At 63.7% G+C, this 23,155-nt stretch carries 23 protein-coding genes; 11 read left to right on the top strand and 12 right to left on the bottom strand.

The genetic code is table 11. The features are described from left to right. The first annotated feature begins 6 nt into the window (after positions 1 to 6). Positions 7 to 864 (top strand): phosphate ABC transporter ATP-binding protein PstB, encoded by an 858-nt coding sequence (gene pstB, locus CKO35_RS01555; RefSeq protein ID WP_200171871.1) that lies wholly within the window; start codon positions 7 to 9, stop codon positions 862 to 864. A 209-nt stretch (positions 865 to 1,073) separates the two neighbouring features. Beyond that, a complete protein-coding gene (phoU, locus tag CKO35_RS01550) occupies positions 1,074 to 1,805 on the top strand; it encodes a phosphate signaling complex protein PhoU (RefSeq protein WP_200171869.1) in 732 nt (243 codons plus the stop codon). Positions 1,806 to 1,888: 83 nt separating this feature from the next. On the opposite strand, the gene CKO35_RS01545 is transcribed toward phoU, so the two are convergent. Next, entirely contained in the window at positions 1,889 to 2,452 is a 564-nt protein-coding gene (locus tag CKO35_RS01545) for a nucleoside deaminase (RefSeq protein ID WP_200171867.1), read from the bottom strand. Between the two features lie 308 nt (positions 2,453 to 2,760). On the opposite strand from CKO35_RS01545, the gene CKO35_RS01540 reads away from it, so the two are divergent. The 4 genes from CKO35_RS01540 to CKO35_RS01525 all read left to right on the top strand — a co-directional run bounded on the left by CKO35_RS01540 (position 2,761) and on the right by CKO35_RS01525 (position 6,216). Next, positions 2,761 to 4,458 (top strand): nitrite/sulfite reductase, encoded by a 1,698-nt coding sequence (locus tag CKO35_RS01540; RefSeq protein ID WP_200171865.1) that lies wholly within the window; start codon positions 2,761 to 2,763, stop codon positions 4,456 to 4,458. Next, positions 4,394 to 4,870 carry a DUF934 domain-containing protein gene (locus CKO35_RS01535; RefSeq protein WP_200171863.1) on the top strand — a complete coding sequence of 159 codons (477 nt, stop codon included), beginning with the start codon at positions 4,394 to 4,396 and terminating at the stop codon, positions 4,868 to 4,870. Before CKO35_RS01540 ends, CKO35_RS01535 begins: the two co-directional genes overlap by 65 nt. Before the next feature lie 199 nt (positions 4,871 to 5,069). After that, a complete protein-coding gene (locus tag CKO35_RS01530) occupies positions 5,070 to 5,531 on the top strand; it encodes an RT0821/Lpp0805 family surface protein (RefSeq protein WP_200171861.1) in 462 nt (153 codons plus the stop codon). 244 nt (positions 5,532 to 5,775) lie between these two features. After that, on the top strand, positions 5,776 to 6,216 hold the full coding sequence (locus tag CKO35_RS01525) for a DUF411 domain-containing protein (protein ID WP_242466952.1): 441 nt from the start codon (positions 5,776 to 5,778) through the stop codon (positions 6,214 to 6,216). 42 nt (positions 6,217 to 6,258) lie between these two features. Here CKO35_RS01525 and CKO35_RS01520 read toward each other — a convergent pair whose 3' ends face one another. Both CKO35_RS01520 and CKO35_RS01515 read right to left on the bottom strand, forming a co-directional pair. After that, a complete protein-coding gene (locus CKO35_RS01520) occupies positions 6,259 to 6,975 on the bottom strand; it encodes a phosphoadenylyl-sulfate reductase (RefSeq protein WP_200171856.1) in 717 nt (238 codons plus the stop codon). A gap of 104 nt (positions 6,976 to 7,079) precedes the next feature. After that, positions 7,080 to 8,969: a pyruvate kinase gene (locus CKO35_RS01515; protein ID WP_200171854.1), complete on the bottom strand. Its 1,890-nt coding sequence runs from the start codon at positions 8,967 to 8,969 to the stop codon at positions 7,080 to 7,082. A 193-nt stretch (positions 8,970 to 9,162) separates the two neighbouring features. Between CKO35_RS01515 and CKO35_RS01510 the strand changes: the two genes are divergently transcribed. The 5 genes from CKO35_RS01510 to CKO35_RS01490 all read left to right on the top strand — a co-directional run bounded on the left by CKO35_RS01510 (position 9,163) and on the right by CKO35_RS01490 (position 17,028). Then, positions 9,163 to 9,624, top strand: coding sequence for a hypothetical protein (locus CKO35_RS01510; RefSeq protein ID WP_200171852.1), 462 nt, complete (start codon positions 9,163 to 9,165; stop codon positions 9,622 to 9,624). Positions 9,625 to 9,704: 80 nt separating this feature from the next. Next, positions 9,705 to 10,127, top strand: coding sequence for a cytochrome c3 family protein (locus CKO35_RS01505; RefSeq protein ID WP_338031738.1), 423 nt, complete (start codon positions 9,705 to 9,707; stop codon positions 10,125 to 10,127). Between the two features lie 50 nt (positions 10,128 to 10,177). Then, positions 10,178 to 12,211 (top strand): MtrB/PioB family decaheme-associated outer membrane protein, encoded by a 2,034-nt coding sequence (locus CKO35_RS01500; RefSeq protein WP_200171850.1) that lies wholly within the window; start codon positions 10,178 to 10,180, stop codon positions 12,209 to 12,211. Positions 12,212 to 12,327: 116 nt separating this feature from the next. Next, positions 12,328 to 15,357 (top strand): OmcA/MtrC family decaheme c-type cytochrome, encoded by a 3,030-nt coding sequence (locus tag CKO35_RS01495; protein WP_200171848.1) that lies wholly within the window; start codon positions 12,328 to 12,330, stop codon positions 15,355 to 15,357. A gap of 303 nt (positions 15,358 to 15,660) precedes the next feature. Beyond that, on the top strand, positions 15,661 to 17,028 hold the full coding sequence (locus CKO35_RS01490; protein WP_242466962.1) for a sigma-54 dependent transcriptional regulator: 1,368 nt from the start codon (positions 15,661 to 15,663) through the stop codon (positions 17,026 to 17,028). Here the strand turns inward: CKO35_RS01490 and CKO35_RS01485 are convergent. The 9 genes from CKO35_RS01485 to CKO35_RS01445 all read right to left on the bottom strand — a co-directional run bounded on the left by CKO35_RS01485 (position 17,025) and on the right by CKO35_RS01445 (position 23,077). Further along, on the bottom strand, positions 17,025 to 18,080 hold the full coding sequence (locus CKO35_RS01485) for a hypothetical protein (RefSeq protein WP_200171844.1): 1,056 nt from the start codon (positions 18,078 to 18,080) through the stop codon (positions 17,025 to 17,027). The two genes, CKO35_RS01490 and CKO35_RS01485, sit on opposite strands and share 4 nt — an antisense overlap. A gap of 112 nt (positions 18,081 to 18,192) precedes the next feature. Beyond that, positions 18,193 to 19,161 (bottom strand): LysR family transcriptional regulator, encoded by a 969-nt coding sequence (locus CKO35_RS01480; protein ID WP_207143404.1) that lies wholly within the window; start codon positions 19,159 to 19,161, stop codon positions 18,193 to 18,195. Between the two features lie 305 nt (positions 19,162 to 19,466). Next, the gene (locus CKO35_RS01475; RefSeq protein ID WP_200171842.1) at positions 19,467 to 19,739 is read right to left on the bottom strand and encodes a 4a-hydroxytetrahydrobiopterin dehydratase; all 273 of its coding nucleotides are present in this window, start codon (positions 19,737 to 19,739) and stop codon (positions 19,467 to 19,469) included. A 13-nt stretch (positions 19,740 to 19,752) separates the two neighbouring features. Next, positions 19,753 to 20,229 (bottom strand): ferritin-like domain-containing protein, encoded by a 477-nt coding sequence (locus CKO35_RS01470; protein WP_338031737.1) that lies wholly within the window; start codon positions 20,227 to 20,229, stop codon positions 19,753 to 19,755. 17 nt (positions 20,230 to 20,246) lie between these two features. Then, positions 20,247 to 20,552 (bottom strand): alpha-carboxysome major shell protein CsoS1, encoded by a 306-nt coding sequence (locus CKO35_RS01465; RefSeq protein ID WP_200171838.1) that lies wholly within the window; start codon positions 20,550 to 20,552, stop codon positions 20,247 to 20,249. Between the two features lie 51 nt (positions 20,553 to 20,603). Next, positions 20,604 to 20,909: an alpha-carboxysome major shell protein CsoS1 gene (locus CKO35_RS01460; protein WP_090208150.1), complete on the bottom strand. Its 306-nt coding sequence runs from the start codon at positions 20,907 to 20,909 to the stop codon at positions 20,604 to 20,606. A 46-nt stretch (positions 20,910 to 20,955) separates the two neighbouring features. Further along, the gene (locus CKO35_RS01455) at positions 20,956 to 21,204 is read right to left on the bottom strand and encodes a carboxysome peptide B (RefSeq protein WP_200171836.1); all 249 of its coding nucleotides are present in this window, start codon (positions 21,202 to 21,204) and stop codon (positions 20,956 to 20,958) included. Next, positions 21,204 to 21,476: an alpha-carboxysome shell vertex protein CsoS4 gene (locus tag CKO35_RS01450; protein ID WP_200171834.1), complete on the bottom strand. Its 273-nt coding sequence runs from the start codon at positions 21,474 to 21,476 to the stop codon at positions 21,204 to 21,206. The genes CKO35_RS01455 and CKO35_RS01450 overlap by 1 nt, the downstream gene beginning before the upstream one ends. Further along, positions 21,476 to 23,077 (bottom strand): carboxysome shell carbonic anhydrase, encoded by a 1,602-nt coding sequence (locus tag CKO35_RS01445; RefSeq protein WP_200171832.1) that lies wholly within the window; start codon positions 23,075 to 23,077, stop codon positions 21,476 to 21,478. The genes CKO35_RS01450 and CKO35_RS01445 overlap by 1 nt, the downstream gene beginning before the upstream one ends. Positions 23,078 to 23,155: the final 78 nt, after the last annotated feature.

The following is a 23,155-nucleotide window of genomic DNA, read 5'->3' as shown; positions in this document are numbered from 1 at the left end:
AAGATTATGGACGGTATGACAACCATGACAGAGCAGAACACCATGACCCACGGCGTCACCGCCGGTCTCTTCGAGAACACCGAGCGCAAGCGTCTGCGCCTGGCCGACGAGACCATTGCCCTGGAGGTGCAGAACCTCAACCTCTACTATGGCGAGGCCCAGGCACTGAAGAGCATCTCCATGAAGGTGGCCGCGAAGCGGGTCACCGCCTTCATCGGTCCCAGCGGCTGCGGCAAGTCCACCCTGCTGCGCTGTTTCAACCGCATGAACGATCTGGTGGATGCCTGCCGTATTGATGGCAAGATCCTGCTGGAAGGTGACGACATCTACGACCGCAAGGTGGACGTGGCCGAGCTGCGTCGCCGGGTGGGCATGGTGTTTCAGAAGCCCAACCCCTTTCCCAAGTCCATTTATGAGAACGTGGCCTACGGCCTGCGTTTGCAGGGTGTGAGGGACCGCAAGGTGCTGGACGAGGTGGTGGAGCGGTCCCTGCGGGGCGCGGCCCTGTGGGACGAGGTCAAGGACCGTCTGCATCAGAATGCATTCGGGCTGTCGGGCGGTCAGCAGCAGCGTCTGGTGATCGCCCGGGCCATCGCCATCGAGCCGGAGGTGATCCTGCTGGATGAACCGGCCTCGGCCCTGGACCCGATCTCCACCGCCAAGATCGAAGAGTTGATCTATGAGCTGAAGAAGGAATACACCATCCTCATCGTCACCCACAACATGCAGCAGGCGGCGCGGGTGTCCGATTACACCGCCTACATGTATCTTGGCGAGATGATCGAATACGGTGACACCATGACCCTGTTCACCAATCCCAGGAAGAAGGCCACCGAGGACTACATCACGGGTCGTTACGGCTGATCGACCTGCATCAGGAGTACTGAACAAGTCATTCCCGCTTAAGCGGGAATCCGGGACACCACTACGGCCGTGTACGTGGGCGTTGTCATTCCCGCGCAAGCGGGAATCCGGTCACGGGCTTGAAATTCCGCCACTCCCGTCGTTTCGGGAGTGGCGGACTGGTTCAGGTTTCCTGAAACGCTTCACCGACATTCTTAGAGGCAACAGCGATGGACAAGAACAAACTGGGTGGCCACTACCTGGAGAAATACAACGAGGAGTTGGAGACCCTGCGCAACCGCGTCCTGGCCATGGGCGGCCTGGTGGAGTCCCAGGTCATTGACGCCGTGAACGCACTGGTGGCGGCCGATGTGCGCCTGGCGGATCAGGTCATCAAGAACGATGCCCGGGTCAACAGCCTGGAGGTCATCATCGACGAACAGTGCGCCGAGATCCTGGCCCGCCATCAGCCGGCGGCCAGCGACCTCCGCTTCATCATCTCCATTGTCAAGACCATCACCGACCTGGAGCGTATCGGCGACCAGGCGGAGAAGGTGGCCCGCATGGCGGTGCACCTGGCGGAGAAGGACAGACCCAAGAATCAGTACGCGGATGTTCAGTCCCTTGGGGAGCGGGTGGCGCGTCTGGTGCATGAGGCCCTGGATGCCTTTGCCCGCATGGACGTGGAGGTGGCCCTGGCGGTGGCCAGGGAAGATGCCCATGTGGATCGGGAATATGAATCCGTGATGCGTCAGCACATCACCTACATGATGGAAGACCCCCGCACCATCACCCGCGCCCTGGACGTGATCTGGGCCCTGCGGGCACTGGAGCGCATCGGTGATCATGCCCGCAACATGTGCGAATACGTCATCTACCTGGTGAAGGGCAAGGACGTGCGCCATGTCAGCCTGGAGGAGATGGAACTGGCTGCCCGGGGGGAGACACCCGGGGCGGAATAAGCCGCACTGGGGGGCTTTCCCATCGGCAGGTCCGGTTGCCGGCGTCGGACCTGTCGTAGCCGCACCGCTATCGTATGCGGTGGTCAGTAGAGCCGGCCGCCTGTGGCCAGATACTGATTGAGCACGACCACGGCTTCTTCCCGCATCACGCCACCGGTAACCTCTATTCCACGTCGTTCCAGGGCCTGTTGCCAGGCCGTCGGCTTATCCCCTTCGTCAAACCCGATGGCCCGCACATCCGCGTCCAGGGCTGCATAGACCAGTTCCCGGATGCCGGACCAGGGCAGGGCACCCAGGCACATGGCACAGGGCTCCGCCGATACCGCCAGCCGATATCGATGATGCCCGCCGTCACTCAGGTCGTGCCGCCCCACCACCTGCTGGGCCATGGCCAGTGCCACCATTTCCCCATGCAGGATGGAACAGCCTTGGCTCACCACCAGATTCACCCCCGGTGCCACCAGGGTCCCGTCCTCGTCGAAGACGGCGGCCCCGAAAGGCCCGCCGGTGCCGTGGATCACATTCTGCCGGGACAGCTCGATGGCGAACCGGACCTGTTCCTCCGGTGTTTTCAGCACCGGAACCGGCCCCTGAAGTTGCGCCTGCATCCAGTCGGGCAGGCGGAGTGTCAGCTCGGGTAACTCCATGATGTCTCCAGGTGGTCATCGGAAATGTCTCACCCATGCGGGAGTGGGCCTGCCCGCGAATGGCCATGGCGGTGGCAGGCACGGCCGTTCCCACACAGGGCATTATCCCCAGGGGGACGGTGTTTCCCGCGGGGGCACCGTCCCGGATTCATTGTAGGACTTGCGGGGCATTCCTGAACTTGCCGGTCAATCCCGTTGATCTGTCTCATATTCCATGAGGGAATCAATAGATGATTACAAATTCTTTTTGATTTTCATCAATTCAAGTAACCTCCTGTAAAGCTCAAGAATGCAGGAGACGGCAGACAATGTACCAACAGGATGAGTGGGACCAGGCCCTGCTGCGGGAGCGGGTGGCGGAATTCCGTGACCAGACCCGGCGTTTTCTGGCCGGCCAGCTTTCGGAAGATGCCTATCGCCCCCTGCGCCTCATGAACGGGCTCTATGTGCAGCGTCACGCCCCCATGTTGCGCGTGGCCATCCCCTATGGTGCGCTGTCATCGGACCAGTTGCGGGGGTTGGCCCATGTGGCCGATCACCATGATCGCGGTTATGGTCACTTCACCACCCGCCAGAACATCCAGTTCAACTGGCTCAAGCTGGAGTCGGTACCCGATGTGCTGGCTGATCTGGCCGAGGTGGGATTGCATGCCATCCAGACCAGCGGCAACTGCATCCGCAACGTCACCACCGATCCCCTGGCGGGGTTGCTGCCGGGGAAGGTGGATGACCCCCGGCCCTGGTGCGAGCTGATCCGGCAATGGGCCACCCTGAACCCCGAGTTCACCTTTCTGCCGCGCAAGTTCAAGATCGCCGTCAGCGGGCGTTCCCACGATCGCGCCGCCTGCCGGATTCATGATCTGGGGCTGGAGCTTCGGCAGGATGACCAGGGCGGGCCGGGATTTCGGGTCTGGGTCGGCGGTGGTCTGGGACGTGATCCCCATCTGGCCCAGTGCCTGCGGGAGTTCCTGCCCGCCGATGATCTCATCGACTATCTCACGGCGGTGTTGCGGGTCTATAACCAGGCCGGGCGCAGGGATCATCTCTACAAGTCCCGCATCAAGATCCTGGTCAAGAGCCTGGGGATCGACAACTTCTCGGAACGGGTGGAGGCGGCCTGGAAGACCATTCGCGAGACCGGCTCGATCCCGGCGCTGGCGGCCCTGGAAAGGATCAAGGCCCGCTTCACGACACCGGAGCATGACCCCTCGCTGGCCGATGATCAGCTGGACCCCGTGCCCACGGGGGCTTTCGCACGCTGGCTTCGGCTCAATACCCGCGAACACCGGGTATCCGGGTACCGGGTGGTCTTCATCCTGCTCAAGGGGCTGGAGCGGGCGCCGGGTGACCTGACGGCGGTGGAGATGCGCGTGTTGGCCGACCTGGCGGATCAGCATGGGTTCGGCATGCTGCAGACCACCCATGACCAGAACCTGTTGCTGCCCCATATTCCGGTGCGGGCCCTGCATGAGGTCTGGCAGACCCTGGACATCCTGGGATTGGCCAATCCGGGCATCGGCACGGTGAACGATGTGACCGCCTGCCCGGGGCTGGATTACTGCAACCTGGCCAATGCGGCCACCCTGCCGCTGGCGCAGCAGATCCAGCAGCGTTTCCAGGATCTGGATTATCTCCATGACCTGGGGGAGGTCCATCTGAAGATCTCCGGCTGCATGAACGGATGTGCCCACCATCACGTGGCGGACATCGGTCTGTTGGGTGTGGAAAAGCAGGGCGGTTCCTGGTTCCAGCTGCTGCTGGGAGGCAGTGCCGGGACCGAGAGTCGGCTGGGGCGCGTGCTCGGGCCTGCCTTGCAGGCGGAGCAGGTTCCGGACGCCATTGAAACAATACTCGCCTTCTACGCCGCCCGGCGGCTACCGGAGGAGCCTTTTGCGGAGACGGTGCAGCGCATCGGCCTCAAGACTTTCAAGGAAACGGTTTATGAAAAACATGATCATTCTCGACGGACAAGTCATCACGGATCACTGGCGCACAGTGCAGGATGATGAATCCCTGCCGCCGGACGGAGATCTGCTGTTCGGGTATGAGCGCTTCGTCGCCAACGCCCTGTTCTACTCCCAACGCCCCGGCGGACTGGGTGTGGTCCTGCAGCCGGAGGACAGTCTGGAGCCGATCCTGCCGTGGCTCGACCGGTTGAACCTGATCAGCCTGCACTTTCCCCGGGTGGCGGATGGGCGCCACTACAGCACCGCCCGGTTGCTGCGTACCCGCCATGGCTACCAGGGAGAGCTCAGGGCAACCGGCGAGGTCTACCGGGACCAGCTGGACTTCATGCGCCGGGTGGGTTTCAACGCCTTTCACCTGCCGGAGAGTGAAGATCCGCAGGCGGTATTGAATGGGGTGGCGAGTCCGAGGGCCTATCCGGATCTTCAATACGATCTGCTCAAGACGGCCTGAACCGACGCCGCACCCTTCTTGGCAGGGTGATGCCGTGCCGTGCGAACCTTGACAGGTTTCCCGGACCGTCATTCAGGAACCTGGCGGGACAAGGATGTTCCAACGTGTATCGAGCCTTGGTCAGGCCCCGTTCAGGTGGTTTGTTCTATCCTCCTGCTGGAACCTGAACCTATCTGGACAAGATCCCGGGAGCATCATCATGTCAACTCTGAGCAAGATCAGCGTGGCCGCCCTTCTGGGCATGGCCGTTATCTCCAGTGGCTGCGCGACGGGACCCACTCAGGAGCAGACCGGTACCGTCGTGGGTGGAGCTCTGGGTGGTATTCTGGGCAGTCAGATCGGTGCCGGCAGTGGTCGTACTGCTGCCATCATCGCCGGTACGCTGGCGGGCGCGGTTATCGGTGGTTCCGTGGGGCGGACCATGGATGACGTGGACCGCATGAACGTCTCCCGCGCCCTGGAAACCTCCCCGGATCATCGCCCGGTGGCCTGGCGAAACCCGAATACCGGCCACAGTTTCCAGGCCACGCCTACCCGCACTTACCAGGCCTCGGGCCAGGACTGCCGGGAATATACCGTTGTCGGCAACATCGACGGTTCACGGGAAACCATCACCGGCGTGGCCTGCAGGGATGCCCAGGGGCGCTGGATCAATCAGTAATCCGTTCAGTCGATGGACCGTAGCCGGTCCGGAGCCAACCATGTCTCTTGCGAAGGATGTTCCGAATACGCCATTCCCGCACGGTCCGACATCCGGACAAACGGGATCTCCCGGGCTTTTCATGTCCGCGTCATTCCCGCGCAGGCGGGAATCCAGTCGCGGACCGCAAACCCGGGACTTCCGCCTGCGTCGGCGCGGGAATGAACGCACTGGCCATGTTCCGTATTTCCTGAAGCGCGTTCTGATGCTGTCCCTGTTGACCGGTTCCCTGTCCATGGGCTGGGCACTGGCGGAGGGTCTGGACATCACCGTCTACAAGGACCCGGACTGTGGTTGTTGCACCCTGTGGGAGCAGCATCTGGAGGACAACGGCTTCCGGGTGGACAGCCGGGAAACCCGCGCCATGGGGATGGTCAAGGCGCAGGTGGGCCTGCCCCGTGACATGGCTTCGTGCCATACCGCCATTGTGGATGGAGTGATCGTGGAGGGGCACGTCCCGGCCGACGTGGTGCATCGTTTCCTGGCCGAGCGTCCGGCAGGGGCGGTGGGTATTGCCGTGCCGGGGATGCCGCTGGGTTCACCCGGGATGGAAATGCCCGATGGCCGGACCCAGCCCTATGACGTCAGGGCTTTCGATGCCGATGGGCACAGCTGGGTCTACAGTTCCCATAACCGGGGCGATTAAGGTGTTGATCCCCCCGCCCCTCGGTGAACCCGGCCGACATGCTCATACATGCTCATGCAGCCCGCACTCGCGCTTCAGTCCAAAGAAACGCATCTGCGAGGGGTCATCGATCTCATGCACCGAGCGCGTGGTGTGGACATCACCAATGGACAGGTAGCCTTCGTGCCAGAGCGGGTGATAGGGCAGCTCATGGCGGGTGAGATAGCGATGCACATCCCGATCGCTCCATTCGATGATGGGGTGAATCTTCAGGCGTCCATTTTGTGAGGCCACGACATCCAGGTTTGCCCGGGATGCCGACTGCTGCCGCCGCAGTCCGGCAAACCAGGCCTGCGCCCCCAGTTCAGCGAGTGCGCGCTGCATGGGTTCCACCTTGTTCATCCGGTTGTAGCGCTCGATTCCCTCCAGTCCCTGTTCCCATAGCTTGCCGTAGCGGGCCTCCTGCCAGTGGGGGGAAAGGGCAGACCGGTACACATGCAGGTTCAGCTTGAGGCGCGAGGACAGCTCATCCACGAACCGGTAGGTTTCCGGAAAGAGATAACCCGTATCCACAAGGATCACGGGGATGTCCGGCTGCTCACGGGTCACCAGATGCAACATCACCGCGGCCTGGGCCCCGAAACTGGAACTGAGCACGATCTGCTCTCCGAAGTGTTCCAACCCCCAGCGTACCCGGGCCTGCGCATCCTGGGATGCCAGCCTGCGGTTGATGCCTTCCAGGGTTTCGAGGTCGTGCCGTTCAATGGCCTGTGGTGACATGCGGTGTTCCTCCATTCATCGTTGGAGGTACCTTAGCAAGGATTGCGCATGGTCAAAAAAGAATAAAATGTAAGCTATCAATTCATTTTTGGTATTTGTGCGACCTAGCCCGCCAGACGCAGGGCCCTGAGTTGGGAACTCTTCTTGTGCTGATGAGACTGCATGCGCACCAGGATGCCGTTCAGGGTATGGAGGGCATCAAGGATATAGGGCCCCTTGTTCAGCATGACGCATTCGGCCCTTCCCGCCATGGCGGCATCCGTCATTTCCGGGCGGGAGATCAGGCCTTCCCTGGCGAGGCTCTCCAGTACCTGGGTGGCCCATATCACCGGTACATGGGCCGCCTCGCAGAGCCAGAGGATCTCCTCCTGGATTTCCGCCAGACGCTCGCCGCCGATCTCCACCGCAAGATCTCCCCGGGCGATCATGATGCCCAGGCGGTGGTGTCCCAGGGTGGAGAGGATGATTTCCGGCAGGTTCTCGACCGCCCGGCAGGTCTCGATCTTGGCCACGATGCCAAGGGCCTTTCCCCCGCGTCGCGAGAGTTCATTCATGAGCATGATCATGTCTTCCCGGGACTCGACGAAGGAGTAGCCCACCAGATCCGCATGGGCCACCACGAAATCCAGATATTCGAGATCCCGCGGGCTCAGGCTCGGGAGATTCAGCGGGGCGCCGGGGAAGTTGATGCCCTTGTCCGCGCGCAGACGACTTCCCTGGGGGCGGCAATGGGTGACATGGAGCATCACGCCATCGGCATCCACGGCTTCCACCACGGTGCCGATTTTCCCGTCGTCAATCCAGACCGTCTGACCTGAGGCGAGGGCATCCAGTGCTTCGGGGGTTGTGCAGGCAATGTGGGCCGGCGCCAGACATTGGCCCTTTTCATCGACTGTCGCTGCCTGTCCGGGAATCTGACGTCGGGTCAGGTACAGCCGATCGTCCTTGAAAAGCCGGATGTTCACGGGTTCCAGCGAGGGCCAGCCCAGATGCAGGCTCTGAAGTGACTGCCATTTGCCCTGCTCATGGCGCCGTTCGTGGACGAAAAGCGTGCTGCCGGTGAAATAGGCGCTACGGTCCATGGTCGCCAGCCAGCAGCCATGATCCAGCGCCTGTACGATGTTCATCCGCCGTTGCTTGCCCCGGGTATCCTCGAATGCCAGCCGGTCTCCTGCCTGCATGGCCTCCAGGCAGGGGGCGGGTAGCAGATATTGATAGTCGCTTTCTCCGGTGGTGGTTACGGCTCCCCCGTCGGGGCAGAGGACCACCCGGGCAGGCTGAACCACCCGTCCGAAGAGGTTGCGCCGGGGTTTGACATGGGAAAGGGGAGGGCGCGTGCCCAGGGGGCCGGTACGGAGCTTGTGGCCCGCCAGATCCATCAGGATCGTGCATCGGGTATTCAGGCGTTTCTCTGCCGAGCGGATGTGACGGAGCATGGCGGACCAGGCCTCCGGATCGTCATGGGCGCAGTTGATCCGCGCACAGTCCATGCCGGTTTCCATCAGTTTGACCACCAGGTCTTCATGCACCGCGGCTTCCGTGGGCAGGGTGACCATGATGCGCACATTGCGCCCCGCGGGTGGGATTCCAAACAGATGGTCGGCGTTTTCCTTCAGTGTGTGATGCCCTGTGTCAAACCCGATGCAGGCCGGTTCCGGTTCCGCCTCCGGTACCCGCTGGGTGATTTGGGTCAGTACCCGCAAGACCTGATTGATGCTGGCCATCACATGGGCCTCGGTGCGCCCCAGGGAGGAGAGTCCCTGTCTTGCCAGCCGTGACTGCAAGGGGCGCAGGTCCATCGCCCTCAATGCCAGATACTGGGCCAGATTGCGGGCGGAAAAGGGGATGATGTCCGGACAATCGGGATGAAATTTTTTCAGCCGCTGTTCAGCGCCGGAAACCACTTCGCTCCTGAGCTTGAGCATGGCATCCGTCAACGCATTCAGGTCTGCCAGTGATGTCTCCGGAATTGCCGGGGCGGGACGCTGAGTCATGGGGTGGAGAACCTGTATCGCGCGTGGCCATTTCCACGCATTTCTCCGTGAATACCATGCGGGCGTGACAGGCTTGTGAACTTCCTCTGGGTCATGGCCTTGTCAGCAAACTGTCATCGTGGGTGCATAGCATGGACGCGTTTTGCTCATCGAATTTCATCCTGACTATTGTTGACATTGAGGAATGATTGCCATGAAACCAAAATTTCCCCTCCTGCTGACGGGCCTTGTACTGGTGCTGGGCGTTGCCGGTTGCCAGACCGCCCCCGAAAAGTCCCCGACCGCTCAGGCCCCGGCGCAACAGGCCGAAACGAAAGGCCCCTTTGATCGTCCTGGATTCAGGGTGGAGGAGTCGGACGGTCGTTTGTGGGTGCTCAAGCCGGGCCAGGAAAAAAGCGGTGAGCATGTGGCCCTGATCGGCGCGGGTCCCCGGGGGATGACGGTGCGCGCCGTGGACCGGGATACCGCATTGGAATACCTGGCCGCCAGGCCCGGATTCCAGGTGGAGGCGAAGGATGGGCGTCTGTGGGTGTTGAAGCCTGGACAGGAAAAGAGTGGCAATCATGTGGCACGGATCGGTGTCGGCCCGTTGGGCAGCACCGTCCGTGCGGTAGATGCGGAAACCATGGAAGCGTATCTGGCCGCCCAGCCTTGATCCTGCTGTCAGCGCGGGTTGATTCTCGTGCATCCTGATGGCGATGCATCAAAGGGAAGCACTCTGAAGCGAATGTCGGAGTGCTTCTGGATCGTCGCGCGGACTTCAACAAGCCCTCCCACCATCCGGTGCCGGAAGGCCTCATGCAGTGCACCGACTGCCATAACCCCCATGGCACCCCCGGCCCCCGGAAACTGATCGGCCATACGGTGAACGAGACCTGCTACAACTGCCACGCCGAAAAGCGGGGGCCCTTCCTGTGGGAGCACAACCCGGCCCGCGAGGCCTGCATCACCTGTCACGATCCCCATGGCTCCATCCATCGACCGATGCTGGTCAGCCGTCCCCCCATGCTGTGTCAGCAGTGTCATCTGGGCACCCACTCCGATGTGGCACTCACCGGCGCGCGCATGGATTTCCGGGTGCAGGGCCGCAGTTGCCTGAACTGCCATAGCCAGATCCACGGTTCCAATCATCCCCGTGGCTTCGTGTTCAAGGAATGAGGCCAACCGCTACCGGCGGCTGCCGGTGGATGAGGTGCGAGGAGAGAATCATGAGCAGAATGTCGAAATCACTCTTGACGACCACCACGGTCTGCGCCGTGGGTCTGGCCACGCCGCTGACCCTGAGCGCCCAGGAGGGATCAAGTCAGATCGTGAGAAAGGAGATCCGGGCCGGTGTCGGCTATCTGAGCGATGACTCCTTCCGGCTGGGACGCTTTACCGGCGTTGATCAGGCCGGAGTGTTTCTGGATCTGGGGTTTCTGCTGCGGGGGCTTGACCCCCATGATTCGGACACCACCCGCTACTGGCGGCTGGAAGGCCGCAACCTCGGGCTGGATTCCCGCAGCCTGAAACTGGATGCCGGCGAGCGGGGGCGTTACAGCACTTTCCTGTATTACCAGCAAATGCCCAGCTACCAGTACCGGGACGTGGGTACGCCTTACCGGGGCACCGGCTCGGGGAATCTGAGCCTGCCGGCCGGTGGCGGGGCTGCGACTGCCGATGAATTTCTGCGGGATGTGGATCTTGGCGCCAATCGGGAGCGCCTGAGCGTGGGGGGGCGGGTCAACCTGGATACCCGCTGGCGGGCCAGTACGGCGGTGCATTACGACCGCAAGGATGGCCTGATGGCCCGGGGTGTGAACAACGACCACTTCTGGGCGTTGCAACGCTCCGCCGTGGTACCGGTACCGGTGGATTACGAGACCACGCGCTTCGAGGCCGATGTCACCTACGACGGTGAACAGTTGCAGGGGCGGCTGGGCTACCACCTTTCCGTCTTCTCCCAGCGGGACGGCCAGAGTCTGGATGTTCCCGATGCCACGGTGGCCAACTGGGACAACGCCCCAAGCCGTACGGTGGCATTGGAGCCGGACAATCAGTTTCATCAAATCACGGGCTCCATCGGTTACACCTTCACTGAAAGCACTGCCCGGGTCGGGGCCGATGTGGCCCTGGGCAGGATGACCCAGGATGAGCGGTTTGTGGAGGAGTTCGCGGGGTTGCCGTCATCCCTGGACGGGCAGATCAACACCACACTGGTGAATCTTCGGGCCAGTGGCCGCCCCCATGAGCGACTGAATCTGCGGGCGGGTTACCGCTATGACGACCGTGACAACCGCACTTCCGCCTATGACGTGGAACACAATGGCCGGACCTGGTCTTCACGCCCGGTCAGTTCCACCCAGAACCGCTATCACGTGGATGCCAGCTACCGGATGCAGGATCGTACCTACCTGAATCTGGGCGTGGTCAGGGACGAGCGGGAACGGACCTTCGATGACCGGGAACGCACGGATGAAACCGCCTACAAGGCCGGCATTCGCACCCGGGCAATTCCGCGCACCACCCTCAGTGCCGAGTTCCAGTATGCCGAGCAGCGGGGCTCCAACTGGGAGCGGGATACCGCGCCGGAAACCCTGCGCAAGTACTACCTGGCGGATCGTGACCGCAAGAGCATCACCCTGCTGGCCACCTTCCAGGCCAATGGCCGGCTGCAGTTCACGCCTCGGGTGCAATGGATCGACGATGACTATTCACGTTCGGAGCTGGGACTGCAGTCCGCCGAGCGCCAGATCTGGGCCATGGATGTCTCCTATGTGCCCAGCGATCGGCTGACCGCCTTTGCCTTCTATGCCTACGAGAACATCAAGGCGGATCAGGATGGCTTCCGGGCACCGACTCCGACCCGTCCCGGCGGCGAATTCTGGCGTTCGCAGCGGGATGAGGACTCCCTGACCATGGGCCTGGGCGGCGAATACGTGGTCCGCCCGGGCAAGCTGACCCTGGGGACCGAGTTGATTCACATCGAAAGCTCGGGCCGCGCACGGGTGAGATCCGAGCTGGGCAACGGTGTCTATCCCAGCCTGGAGTCACGCCTGACCCAGTTCAGCCTCTATGGGGATTACCGACTGCGTCAGAACCTGGATTTTCGTCTGCGATACATGGTGGAGCGTTACCAGGAAAAGGACTGGGGTCTGGATGGCGTGGGCGTGACCGGTGTCGGCAACCTCATCCTGCTGGATCAGGACAGCCCGGATTATACCTCGCACCTGATTGCCGGCACATTGCGGTATAGGTTCTAGCGTATTGATTTGAAAATAATTAATTCGATGGGTTGGGCGATATGGATGAGCGATCCCCGGTTTGCCGCCGGGATGGCTGCGAGCGTCCACGGCGAATCAACCTGGAGGTGGGGAGCATGGCACGAATCACACGATCGAGATTGGATCAGTTCACCGGGGGGGGATCTTCACCCTTGGTCACCATCCGTGAGCCGGGACAGGGCCGGGATCATGGCTGCATGAATGCCGTCTTGAGGAACGGCAGGCATGTGGGCCTGATCATGCTGCTGGCCCTGGTGCTGACGGGCTGTCTGGCCAGTGATAGCGGCTTTGACGATACCACCACCGGCGGTGGTGGCGGTCTGCCGGCACTGCCCGATGACACGGCCGCCGGCCCGGATCTGCGGATCACCGGTGCGCAGGTCAATAATGACGGTCATCCGATGGTGGAATTCACCCTGCTGGATGGACGGGGCGCCCCCATCACGGACCTGTCCGCGGCCAGTTTCACCTTTGCCAAGCTGGCGCCCAGAAGCCGGTATGGCCAGGGCTATGACTGGGTGAATTACATCACCCGGGAGCGGCCCGTGGCTGACTCGGGCTGGATGCTGGCGGTATCCGGGAACAACCCCACCGGGGCGCCCATGTTCGGCAATGCCATTCAGGGAAATATCGAGAATAACGGTACCCTGGAGAACCTGGGTAACGGCGAGTATCGGTACACCTACAATCTCAATGTGAATCAGGCCAGCCGGACCATCACCGGCAACAACGTGGGCCAGTTGTGGCGCTGTGTGGAGGATGGCTCCCATGACAGCCATGAATTCTCCGATCGTCGCCAGGCTGCCGCCACGCTGGGCGAGGCGCTGCGTTGCTCCTGGGCGGATGGCACCACGCTGCCCCGGGGGGTTCGCGTCGAGGGCAGCGGTAACACGCTGACCTACACCGTGGAATACAACAGCGACTGGACCCACCGGGTGGGCATGCAGCTGGGCGGCGGCCTGGTGGCCAACGCCTGGTATGACTTCATCCCGGCCACCGGAGAGCGGCCCACCCATGGGGTGGATGCCACCCGGGACATGATCTCCCTCGACAGCTGCAACACCTGCCACGACGGCACCCTGCGCAAGCATGGCGGCAACCGGGTGGAGCCCCAGTACTGCGTCACCTGCCACAACCCGGGCAGCGTGGACCCGGTCAGCGGCCGCAGCATCGACTTCAAGCAGATGGTGCACAAGATCCACCGGGGGCAGTCCCTGCCCAGCGTGCGTGCCGGTGTGCCCTATTTCATCCGCAACAACGACTTCAGCAAGCTGCGATTCCCTCAGGCCGTGCATGACAATGGGAACATCGGTCATGTGGGTAATTATGCCTCCCACGGCGTGCTGCCGAACGGAAACCCCATTCCCCGTCAGGCCTCCTTCGGCATCGACAACTGCGTGAAGTGCCACATGGGCCAGGAAACCCGGGACGAGCTGGTGCTGATCGCCGGTGGCGAGGATGTGCTGGCCCGGCAGAAACTGGCTCGGGTGACCCCGGATGGCGACAACTGGTGGGGTCCAACCCGTACCGTCGAGGCCTGTGCCGCCTGCCACGACAACGTGTTCTGGTACAACTTCTCCGATGCCGACGTGGCGCTGCCCGGTGGCGTTCATCCTGACGAGACCCTGCCGGCCCGGTTGGCCCAGCGCTTTGGCGCCTCAACCGCCGGACCCAGGGGGGACTGGCGTAGCGGCCACCGGACCGGGTTCAATCCGGATACCGGATGGCAGGGTGACGGCACCCTGGCCGGCGCCTTGGGTAATTCCCTGTTCGTCAGCGGCCAGGCCTGCGGCGGCTGCCATAACGAAAGTCCCGTCGGCGATGCCGCCAATATCGGGTTGCGTGGGATCGAGCAGGGCGGCAACAACCGGGTTCGCGTGACCCGGGCGCATCTAAGCTTCACCCGTGCCGGTATTCGCCAGGATCAGCTCCGGATCGAACTGGAGCCGGCCACCCTGGATCCGGCCGCCGAGTCCGTGACCTTCCGCCTGCGTGTTAGGGATGACGCCAGGGGCGTGTATCTGCGTCACGGTGACAATGCCACCTTCTCCCTTGGCTTCGTCATGGGCTGGCGCGAGGAGGGCTTTGCCGACTTCACTCACTCCAGCGACATCAACAACAACTGGCCGGGACGTACCACGGACTATGCCTGCAGCGCCGATTGCTGGAGCAGCGGCGCGGGCAACAACATTGCCATCAGCGGGCCGGGGCCGAACGGGTATTACACGGTGATCCTGGATGTGTCCTCCATCATTGACACCATGCCTGAGAACGGCACCGGCTCCATTGCGGTGCAGCATCAGGTGGTGCCGCTGGATGCCCTGGGTGCGGTGGATAGCGTCTGGGATGACAGTCGCACGCCCATCGTCAATGCCCTGCATCGGGTGACCACCTTTGGCATCGGCAATACCGTCCCGATACCCCGGCGCCAGGTGGTGGACGTGGAAGAGACCTGCCGGTCCTGCCATATCCGCTTTGCCAAGCATGGCGGCAACCGTCGTAACAACCCCGAACTGTGCGTCCATTGCCACAACCCCAACAACACGGATGTTTCCCATGCAGCGCGCCGGGGCGTGGAGGGGCAGTTCGATGGCAAGCTTGAGGAGTCCAAGGACTTCAAGCGCATGATCCATCACATCCACAGGGCCAACATGGGGGCGGACGGCATCCAGCTGCGTGCCCTGGTGTTTGGCGGTCCGGCCCCGCAGGGGGATCCCGATGGGCAGTGGGATAGGGCCCATCGCTTCCCGGGCAGTATTGCCAACTGCAACACCTGTCATGTCAACGACAGCTACAAGCTGCCGCTGGCCCCGGGCGTGATCGGTTCCACCCATCGCAGCTTCGACTGGGAGACCGGTAACTTCACCAATGCCGGTGCGGTGGCCTTCGGTGCCGACAACGGATTGAACGATCTGGAACAGCACCGGAAGTTCAGTCCGATCGCCTCGGTCTGCACCTCCTGCCACACCAATCCAGACTGGTTCGAGAACCATATCCGGCCCCGTGGCGGTTCCATGTCGGCCACCATCAACAACCTGGATCCGGGTAATGAAAACTGCCTGACCTGTCACGGTCCCGGCGGTGACGCGGACATCAGTCAGGTCCACGACATCCGGCCCCGGTGATGCGGTATCCGGGGGACTGACTGTCCCCCCGAGCATGATGACGGGTATTCGTCCTTACGACCCCTCCCCATGATGATTTCAGGGAGGGGTTTTTTGTGGATTTTCCTCGGGATGTCCTGTTTCCAGAGGTGGCACCCCGGGCAGGTATAAAGACCCTGAAACTTGACAGTCATTTTATTTGTGGTTATATGTCCATCACATTTGACAATAATCAAAGGCCGAAAGAGTGCCGGGCCATGTACCCGGCGCCTTGAGAAAAACGGCCGGCATGCGACCCGGGGCGAGGAGAGAAGAGTGGATACCATGAGCGGCAACGTCATTCTGATCGGCTGGGACGGTAGTGTTCAAGGCAAGGCTGTGGAGCGGCTTCTCAAGACCCAGGGACTGGCTTGTGAACATCGTTCCGCGCAGGAGGCGGTCAATCCCGTGGGTGCGTCCGCGGAGGTGCTGCTGGTGCGGGAAAGCGGTGCCCAGGCCCCGCGGCTGCCGGTGCTGCAGGCCCTGCATGACAGCGGCAATCACCGGTCCGTGATCCTGGTGGGGGACTGCCTGCTGCCGGAACAGGTGGTGCAGGCCACCCGGATGGGGGCGCTGGATGTACTGCCCGAACCCCTGGATAATGAACGGTTGATGGCCGCCTTGCAGCGGGCCCGCCTCAGCAGTCTGAGCACCCATGTGGACGAGGTCATCCGGGAGGACTGTCCCTCGATCCTCGGCTCGTCTCCCAAGATGGTGGAGGTTTTCAAGCAGCTCGGGGTGGCGGCCTCCAATGACCTGAACGTGCTGCTTACCGGCGAGACCGGGGTGGGGAAGGAGGTCTCCGCCTACTGCATCCATCGTCACTCCGCCCGGGCCGGCGGCCCCTACGTGGCCATCAACTGCACCGCCATCCCCGAAGGCCTGCTGGAGGCGGAACTGTTCGGTCATGCCCGGGGGGCCTATACCAACGCCGTCAGTGACGGCATCGGCAAGATCGAGGCGGCGCAAGGGGGCACTTTGCTGCTGGACGAGATCGGCGACATGTCGCCCACCTTTCAGGCCAAGCTGCTGCGCTTTCTGGAGGACAAACAATTCCACCGGCTGGGGGATGCGTCCGTCCGTTCCGCGGATGTGCGCATCATCGCCGCCACCAACCGGAACCTGCTGGCGGAGGTGGAGGCTGGCCGGTTCCGGCGCGACCTGTACTATCGCCTGGCCCAGTTCCCCATCAGTATCCCACCCCTGCGCGAGCGACCCGATGACATCCGCTCCCTGGTGCGCGCCTTCGTGGCGGAGGCCAACCTGCGCCTGGGCCTCAAGATCACCGAAGTCTCCGAGGAAGCGGAGGCGGCCGCCCTGGGCTATCACTGGCCGGGGAACGTGCGGGAACTGAAGAATCTGGTCTACCAGGCGGCGGTACGCACCCGGGTCGGGAGTATCGCCGGGTTCCCCTTTGCCGTCGGGGCGGAGGGCGAGTGCCCGTCCAGCCAGGGCATCAAGGCGGGGGGACTGGAGTCACTGGTGAAGCGGGCGGTGGCCGGGGGGCGGGTGCGCCACTTGCTGGAGGAGTTCGAGGCCCTGACCCTGCGCAGCCTGATGGAAGCCTTCGAGGGTAACCGCAGCCGGATCTCCGAGGAACTGGGGATATCCCGCAATACCCTCAGGGCGAAGCTCAAGGTTCACGGGCTTTAATCCAGCAGCTCCAGACCGCGTGTGCGCCAGTTCACCACCGCCGTGTGGGGCACCATGCGGCGGGCCAGCTCCGGGAAATCCCTGCGGATCACCTCCCGGGCAAAGTCCGTCAGAAAACGGGATTCCAGCGTGGCGCGCGCCCGGTCCGGGCCGATGTCCTCATAGGGGGCCGAGGCCAGCAACATGAAGCCGTCATCGGGGATCCGGCCCGCGGCCATGTTGTGCTCGATGATCCCCGCGGCCTTGTGCACGGGGGTGGACAGATCCGGACTGTAGGGGCCGATGATCAGGGCCGTGTTGGGCACATGCAGGAAGTCGAAGCCCCGGCCAACGCAGATGGCCCATTCCCGATGCTGGATGTCCAACTCCCTGGCCACGCCCCGCAGGGCATGCACATGGGTCAGGTTGCCTTCCAGCAGGGGCAGCAGATCCCTCCGCACTTCCGCCGGCATGTCGGGGCATACGGTCATCAGGTGGCTTTCCAGATCTGGGGCATCTCCCGCATCCAGTTGGCTGATATCCAGCACCTCGTCCCGGTCGCCGTGGATGATCAGGGCATCGGTGTCGGTCTCGAAGCCGCAGACCAGCGGGTACACCTGCTGGCGGTCGCGGCCGAACAGGGCTTCCGCCTGGGCGCGGATCTGGTGAGTGTGGGCGATGGCCGCTCCGGTGTCGTAGTCGAAGCCGGCACAGCCTCGGGAGCAGTCACCCCGGGACAGATGATAGGTGATCATCAGCAGCGCCCGGTGTCCGGCGGAGGCGGCGTCCTGCGCCATGTCCGAAATCAGCTTGCCCAGAAACGGCCAGCCCAGATCAAAGCGTCCGCCCAGGTTGCGGAACGGACGGATGATACCCAGCGGGGTGCGGGTGGCATGGGGGATATGAATGCGCCCATCCATGCACTTGAGCACGGCGATGCGGGTGGAATGCCGTGCCAGATAGCGATCCCGGGCGAGAGAGGCCGCCGGGCTGCAGAACAGTTCCGAATGCTTGCGGGACAGGTTGATCAGCCACTGGATGCGTTCCTCGATGGGGTAGGTATGCACCTGCATGTTCTGGGCCGCCGGTCTTGATTTTCCGCATGATAACACCGCTGGTGCCAGGGTTCTTGAGCCAAGGACACACCGGTCGGGGCGACCGGCGTAACGCTGGCGGCGCCGGGGCTCAGGCGGACGGACTGGAGAGACGCAGGGCCGCATGGGTTTGGTCCAGCGAGGCCTGAATCTCGGCCTCCCGATCCACGGCAAAGGCCAGGAAGGCCCGTGCGATCAGTGACAGGTCCCGTCCCTTGGGGTGCACCAGGTACCAGGCACGCTGAATGGGGAAGCCTTCCACGTCCAGCATGGTGAGTCGTCCGGCACCGCCGTCCAGATTCAGGGAATGCAGGGAGAGGGCGGAGATCCCCAGGCCGGCGATGATGGCGTGCTTGATGGCCTCGTTGCTGCCCAGTTCCATGCGCACGTTGGGCTTGAGGCCGTGCTTGCCGAACAGTCGGGTTACCGCATCCCGGATGCCCGAGCCCGGCTCGCGCAGGATGAAACGTTCCTGAATGATCCGCTCCAGCGGGATGTTCTTCACGCCGGCAAGGGGATGGTCGGCGCGAGCGACGATGATCAGGGGGTTGGGCGCCAGATAGGTGGCCTCCACGGACAGCCCGATGGAGTCCGGTTCTCCGAAGATGTACAGGTCATCCTCCTGGTTGAGCATCCGTTCGATGATGCGGTCACGATTGCTGACCTTGAGGGAGACGTCGATGCCGGGGTAGGCCTCGCAGAAGGCCCCCAGGATCTCCGGGGCGAAATACTTTGCCGTGGTGATGACCCCCAGCCGGAAACGGCCCCGCTTGAGGCCCTTGAGATCCGCCAGGCGTATTTCCAGGTCTGCCAGGGTGTCCAGAATGACCCTGACGGCCTGGTAGACCTCCCGGCCTGCCTCGGTGGGCTCCACATTGCGCCCCGACGGCATGAACAGGGGTGCGCCCACGGTCTCGGAGAGCTTCTTGATCTGCATGGAGACGGTGGGTTGGGTCAGGAACAGCTCTTCCGCGGCCCGGGTGAAGCTGCCCAGCCGGACGATGGCCTCCAGGATCTGCAACTGCCGCAGGCTGGCGTGGCGGATGAACCGGTTGGGCATGTCCGGCTGGCGCGATTCATCCTGGGATCCCGCATCCTCCGTGCCAGTGTCGTGTCGCTCGTCCATGTTGGTGGCTCAGTCGGGCCAGACCCGGCGGCCCGGGAGGTATCCGGTGTCGGCGGTTCGGGGTTGTGGCTTGCGGGTGCCCGGGCTCCGGCGGCGCCGGGTCGTGGCCGTGGCCGGAGTGCCCTGCGCCGCGGGTGTGCGGGTGGCTTCCGGGTTGGCCTGGGTCGTGTCGGCGGATGAGGCGGGGAGCGGGGATTTTGCGCCGGACGCGGGCGGTGACGGCTCGTGCTTGGGTTCGGTCATGGGTGCGCCTCGGTGGTTTCCGTGGGCTGGAAGGCATCCAGGGCGTCGACGAAACGGCGTTGTTCGTCGCTCAGTTCGGTGGCATTGTCGTCGGCATGCAGGGTGATGTTGACATAGGTGCGTCCGAAACTGATGTCGGGATACACCCCTTCCTGTTCCGACACTGCCCCGGCCTGTTCCAGAAAGCGGCGTGTGGCTTCGTAGTCCGGAAAAGCCAGACGGCGTTCCAGTCGCAACGGGCGTTCACGGCGGGTCCAGTCGGGATGCATGGGCGGTTCTCCTTCAGAAATAGACACGATCCCCGAAATCATGATGCCGTTCCGGGGCCAGTGATGCCAGCCACTGTTCCAGGCCATGAAATCCGTGGATCTCTTCTTCCAGCAGGGCGGCAAAGAAAGCTTCGTGGCCGGCGTCACCCAGACGTCGGCAATACAGCGCGGCATCCTGGTAAAGCGCGATGATCTCCCGTTCCAGGCGTAGGTCTTCCCGCAGCAGGTCCGCCAGATGGCCACCGGCGCGGGCCGGATGCAGCTGGGAGGCGGCGGGGGCAAACCCCAGCGCCAGCATGCGCTGGGTGAGACGGTCGGCGTGGTGCATTTCCTCCACCATCTCCCGGCGCAGTCGGGCCGCGGCTTCCGGCAGGCCCCAGGCCTCCACCAGCGAGGCCTGGGTCATGTACTGCTGGACCGCCGAAAACTCAAGGCTCAGGGCGCGACCGAGATAGCCGGGGATGCGGGGATGAATGCGGCCGGATGACACCGGACGTCCCATCATCGTCAGGCGGCGCTACCGCCGGTCTTGCCCAGGATCGGCTCCACCTCCCGGTGGGGACGGGCGATGATGTGGGCGGCCACCAGGCCGTCACCCACCCGCTCGCAGGCATCGGCGCCGGCCCGCACGGCGGCGTTCACCGCGCCGGTCTCGCCGCGCACCAGCACGGTCACATAGCCGCCGCCGACGAACTCCCGTCCGATCAGTCGCACCTCGGCGGCCTTGGTCATGGCGTCCGCCGCCTCGATGGCGGGCACCAGGCCTCGGGTCTCGATCATCCCCAGCGCGATACCGTAGTTGTCATTGGCCATCTTCGTCTCTCCGATCATTCACTTTGATGTGTGTTCATCCCGGATGCCGGGTCATTCGGTGCTGGGGCCGCCCACGGGCAGGATGGGCTCCACCTCCCGGTGGGGGCGGGCGATGATATGGGCGGCCACCAGGCCGTCACCCACCCGCTCGCAGGCATCGGCGCCGGCCCGCACGGCGGCGTTCACCGCGCCGGTCTCGCCGCGCACCAGCACGGTCACATAGCCGCCGCCGACGAACTCCCGCCCGATCAGCCGCACCTCGGCGGCCTTGGTCATGGCATCGGCCGCCTCGATGGCGGGGACCAGGCCGCGGGTCTCGATCATCCCCAGGGCAATGCCGTATTTGTCGCCACTCATGGTGTCTCTCCTGTGTTGTTTCGGATCATCGTTGTCAAAATCCCCGTCATGCCGGTTCCCACTGGTCGATCACACCGCCCACGGTCAGGTCGGTGAGGATGTCCACGTTGCCCATGGCATAGCGGGCCGCGGAACCACTGACCAGGAACACCCAGTCACCCGGGCGGGCACCCACCGGATCGGTGGCCACGGTCTGGTGGCCCTGGGGGTCCCGCACCAGACGCAGATCCACATGGGCCAGCCCCGGGATGCGCTGTGTACAGACCACCGACCCCACCACTTGCCGGACTTCCATCAGCTCGACTCCCCGCCGCCGGCTTCGTTTTCCGGCGGCCAGCGGTCGATGATGCCGACGATGGTCAGGTCGCTGGGAAACTCCTTGCTGCCGGCGGCCTCCCGGGCCGCCGAGCTGCCCACGCAGATCACCCAGTCACCGGGGATGCAGCCCACGGAATCCACCGCCACCTGACGGGAGCTGCCGTCGCGCACCACCAGCAGGTGCTTGTGTTCAAAGCCGGGTATCCGGTTGGTGGATACCAGCGGGCGCTCCACCTGACAGATCTTCATCAGTGTCCTCCTTGTCCGCTTGGATCCGTGGACGCGGCCACCCGCTCCAGACCGCTGCGGGTGTCACAGTCCCGCACCACCAGCAGACGGTGCAGCAGGCCGTCCCGGACGAGGGGGGCGTAGCGTTCGGTCATGGCCCGGTCCACCTGCAGGCAGCGGGCGATGGCCCGCTCCCGGGCGCCGGGCACCTGGCCGTGGTAGTCGAATCGGATCACCACCGGGATGGGCAGGCCGTGGGGGTGATTGAGTCCCCCCAGGATGCGGCATCCCACATCCAGGTCGGCGGCACCTTCCTCCACCGTGTGCAGGTAGGCGAAGAAGGTGAGGTTGCGCAACTGGATCTCCTCGAAACCGATGCCCACGCCCATGAAGCGCTCCGCGTGGCCCTGGTCCGGGTAGGCACCGCCGTGACGGCGGTCCACGTAGTCCAGTTGGGACAGGTTGTGTTCCACCAGATGGGCGATCAGCTTCACCATGCCTTCGTCGGGTGCGGCGGGGGCGTGTCGGCGAACCTGCTCCAGAATGTGGCCGCGGGCGGCCTCCGGCGTCATGGACAGGGTCTGACGGTAGATGTCACGGGTATCCAGGCCCGATTGCAGGTCCATGTGCCCACCGGCGTCGGGGACATGGATGCGCAGGGCATCGGTATCCGTGTCCAGACCGATGAGCAGCAGGGCGACGGAGGCGCCGCAGCAGAATCCGTTTTCCACCGCCTGGCGGAAGGCCTGCAAACGTTCCAGACCGGCCCGGGCCGCCGCCGTATCGTCGGAGCCGTGGGCGGCGCAGCCCTCGTGGGCGGGATGACGGGAGCTGAAGTGGTAGATCACCGTCTTCAGATATCGGGTCGGGGCATCGGCGGTGTTGGGCGTGCCGGCCCGGTAGCGGGCATGTTCCACCTCCACCCATTTGCTCACCGTGTCCTCCACGTCGAACAGGGCGCCGGCGGATGAGCGCCGTCGGACCGCGCCGAAGGGCAGGCGCAGTACATAGCTGATGGCGTGGGCCAGACGACCGTCGGCACAGGGCGTGACGTCCATCAGGTGAAAGCCACAGCCTTGCAGGAAGGTATTGAATGCCCGGGTGTCATGGCCCTTGAGCGGGTCGTGGGCAAAGAAACCATCGGCCATGCGGCAGTAGGTCTCGAACAGGCAGGCGGCGTGGAGGCGGGGCAGATCCAGTCCCTTGATCCAGGCATCCGCCAGCAGATGATCCGGCAGCCGGAATCCCAGGGTCTGTTCCGCCAGGGCCTGGGCCTTGCCGACAAAGCCCTTTTCCCGCTGCAGTCCGGCCAGTTCCCGCAGCAGCGGCAGGATCCGGTCGAAGGATGATTTCACCGCGGTCTCGTAGGCCTGGAGCCGGTGGTTGGCTGCCTTGTCGGTGAGCGGATGCAGCGGGGCCTGGGACCGACCGTTCCGGGCCGGGGATGAAACCCGGTGCACATGCCGGGGATGCACTTCCTGTACCGGTGTCGCCTCGGACGGCTGCGCCGTCCGGGCGATCGGCGAGGGCTGGGCGGCCGCCGCGCCGCGGCCATGACGACGAACCGTCGGGGCGGTGGCCCAGATCAGACTGTCACGGTGTGAGCGGCGGCGGGTGAGCATGGTGTGTCGGTCTCTGGTACGTGTGGGTCGGTTTCAGTGGTGTTTTCAGTGGTTTTGAAGGGACAGGGTCCGTGCGGG

Origin of the sequence: Ectothiorhodospira shaposhnikovii (assembly GCF_016584105.1) — a bacterium.
In the GTDB taxonomy this organism is placed as follows: Bacteria; Pseudomonadota; Gammaproteobacteria; order Ectothiorhodospirales; family Ectothiorhodospiraceae; genus Ectothiorhodospira; species Ectothiorhodospira shaposhnikovii.
The sequence above is the reverse complement of the archived record's forward strand: the minus strand, read 5'-3'. Positions and strand labels throughout refer to the sequence as shown.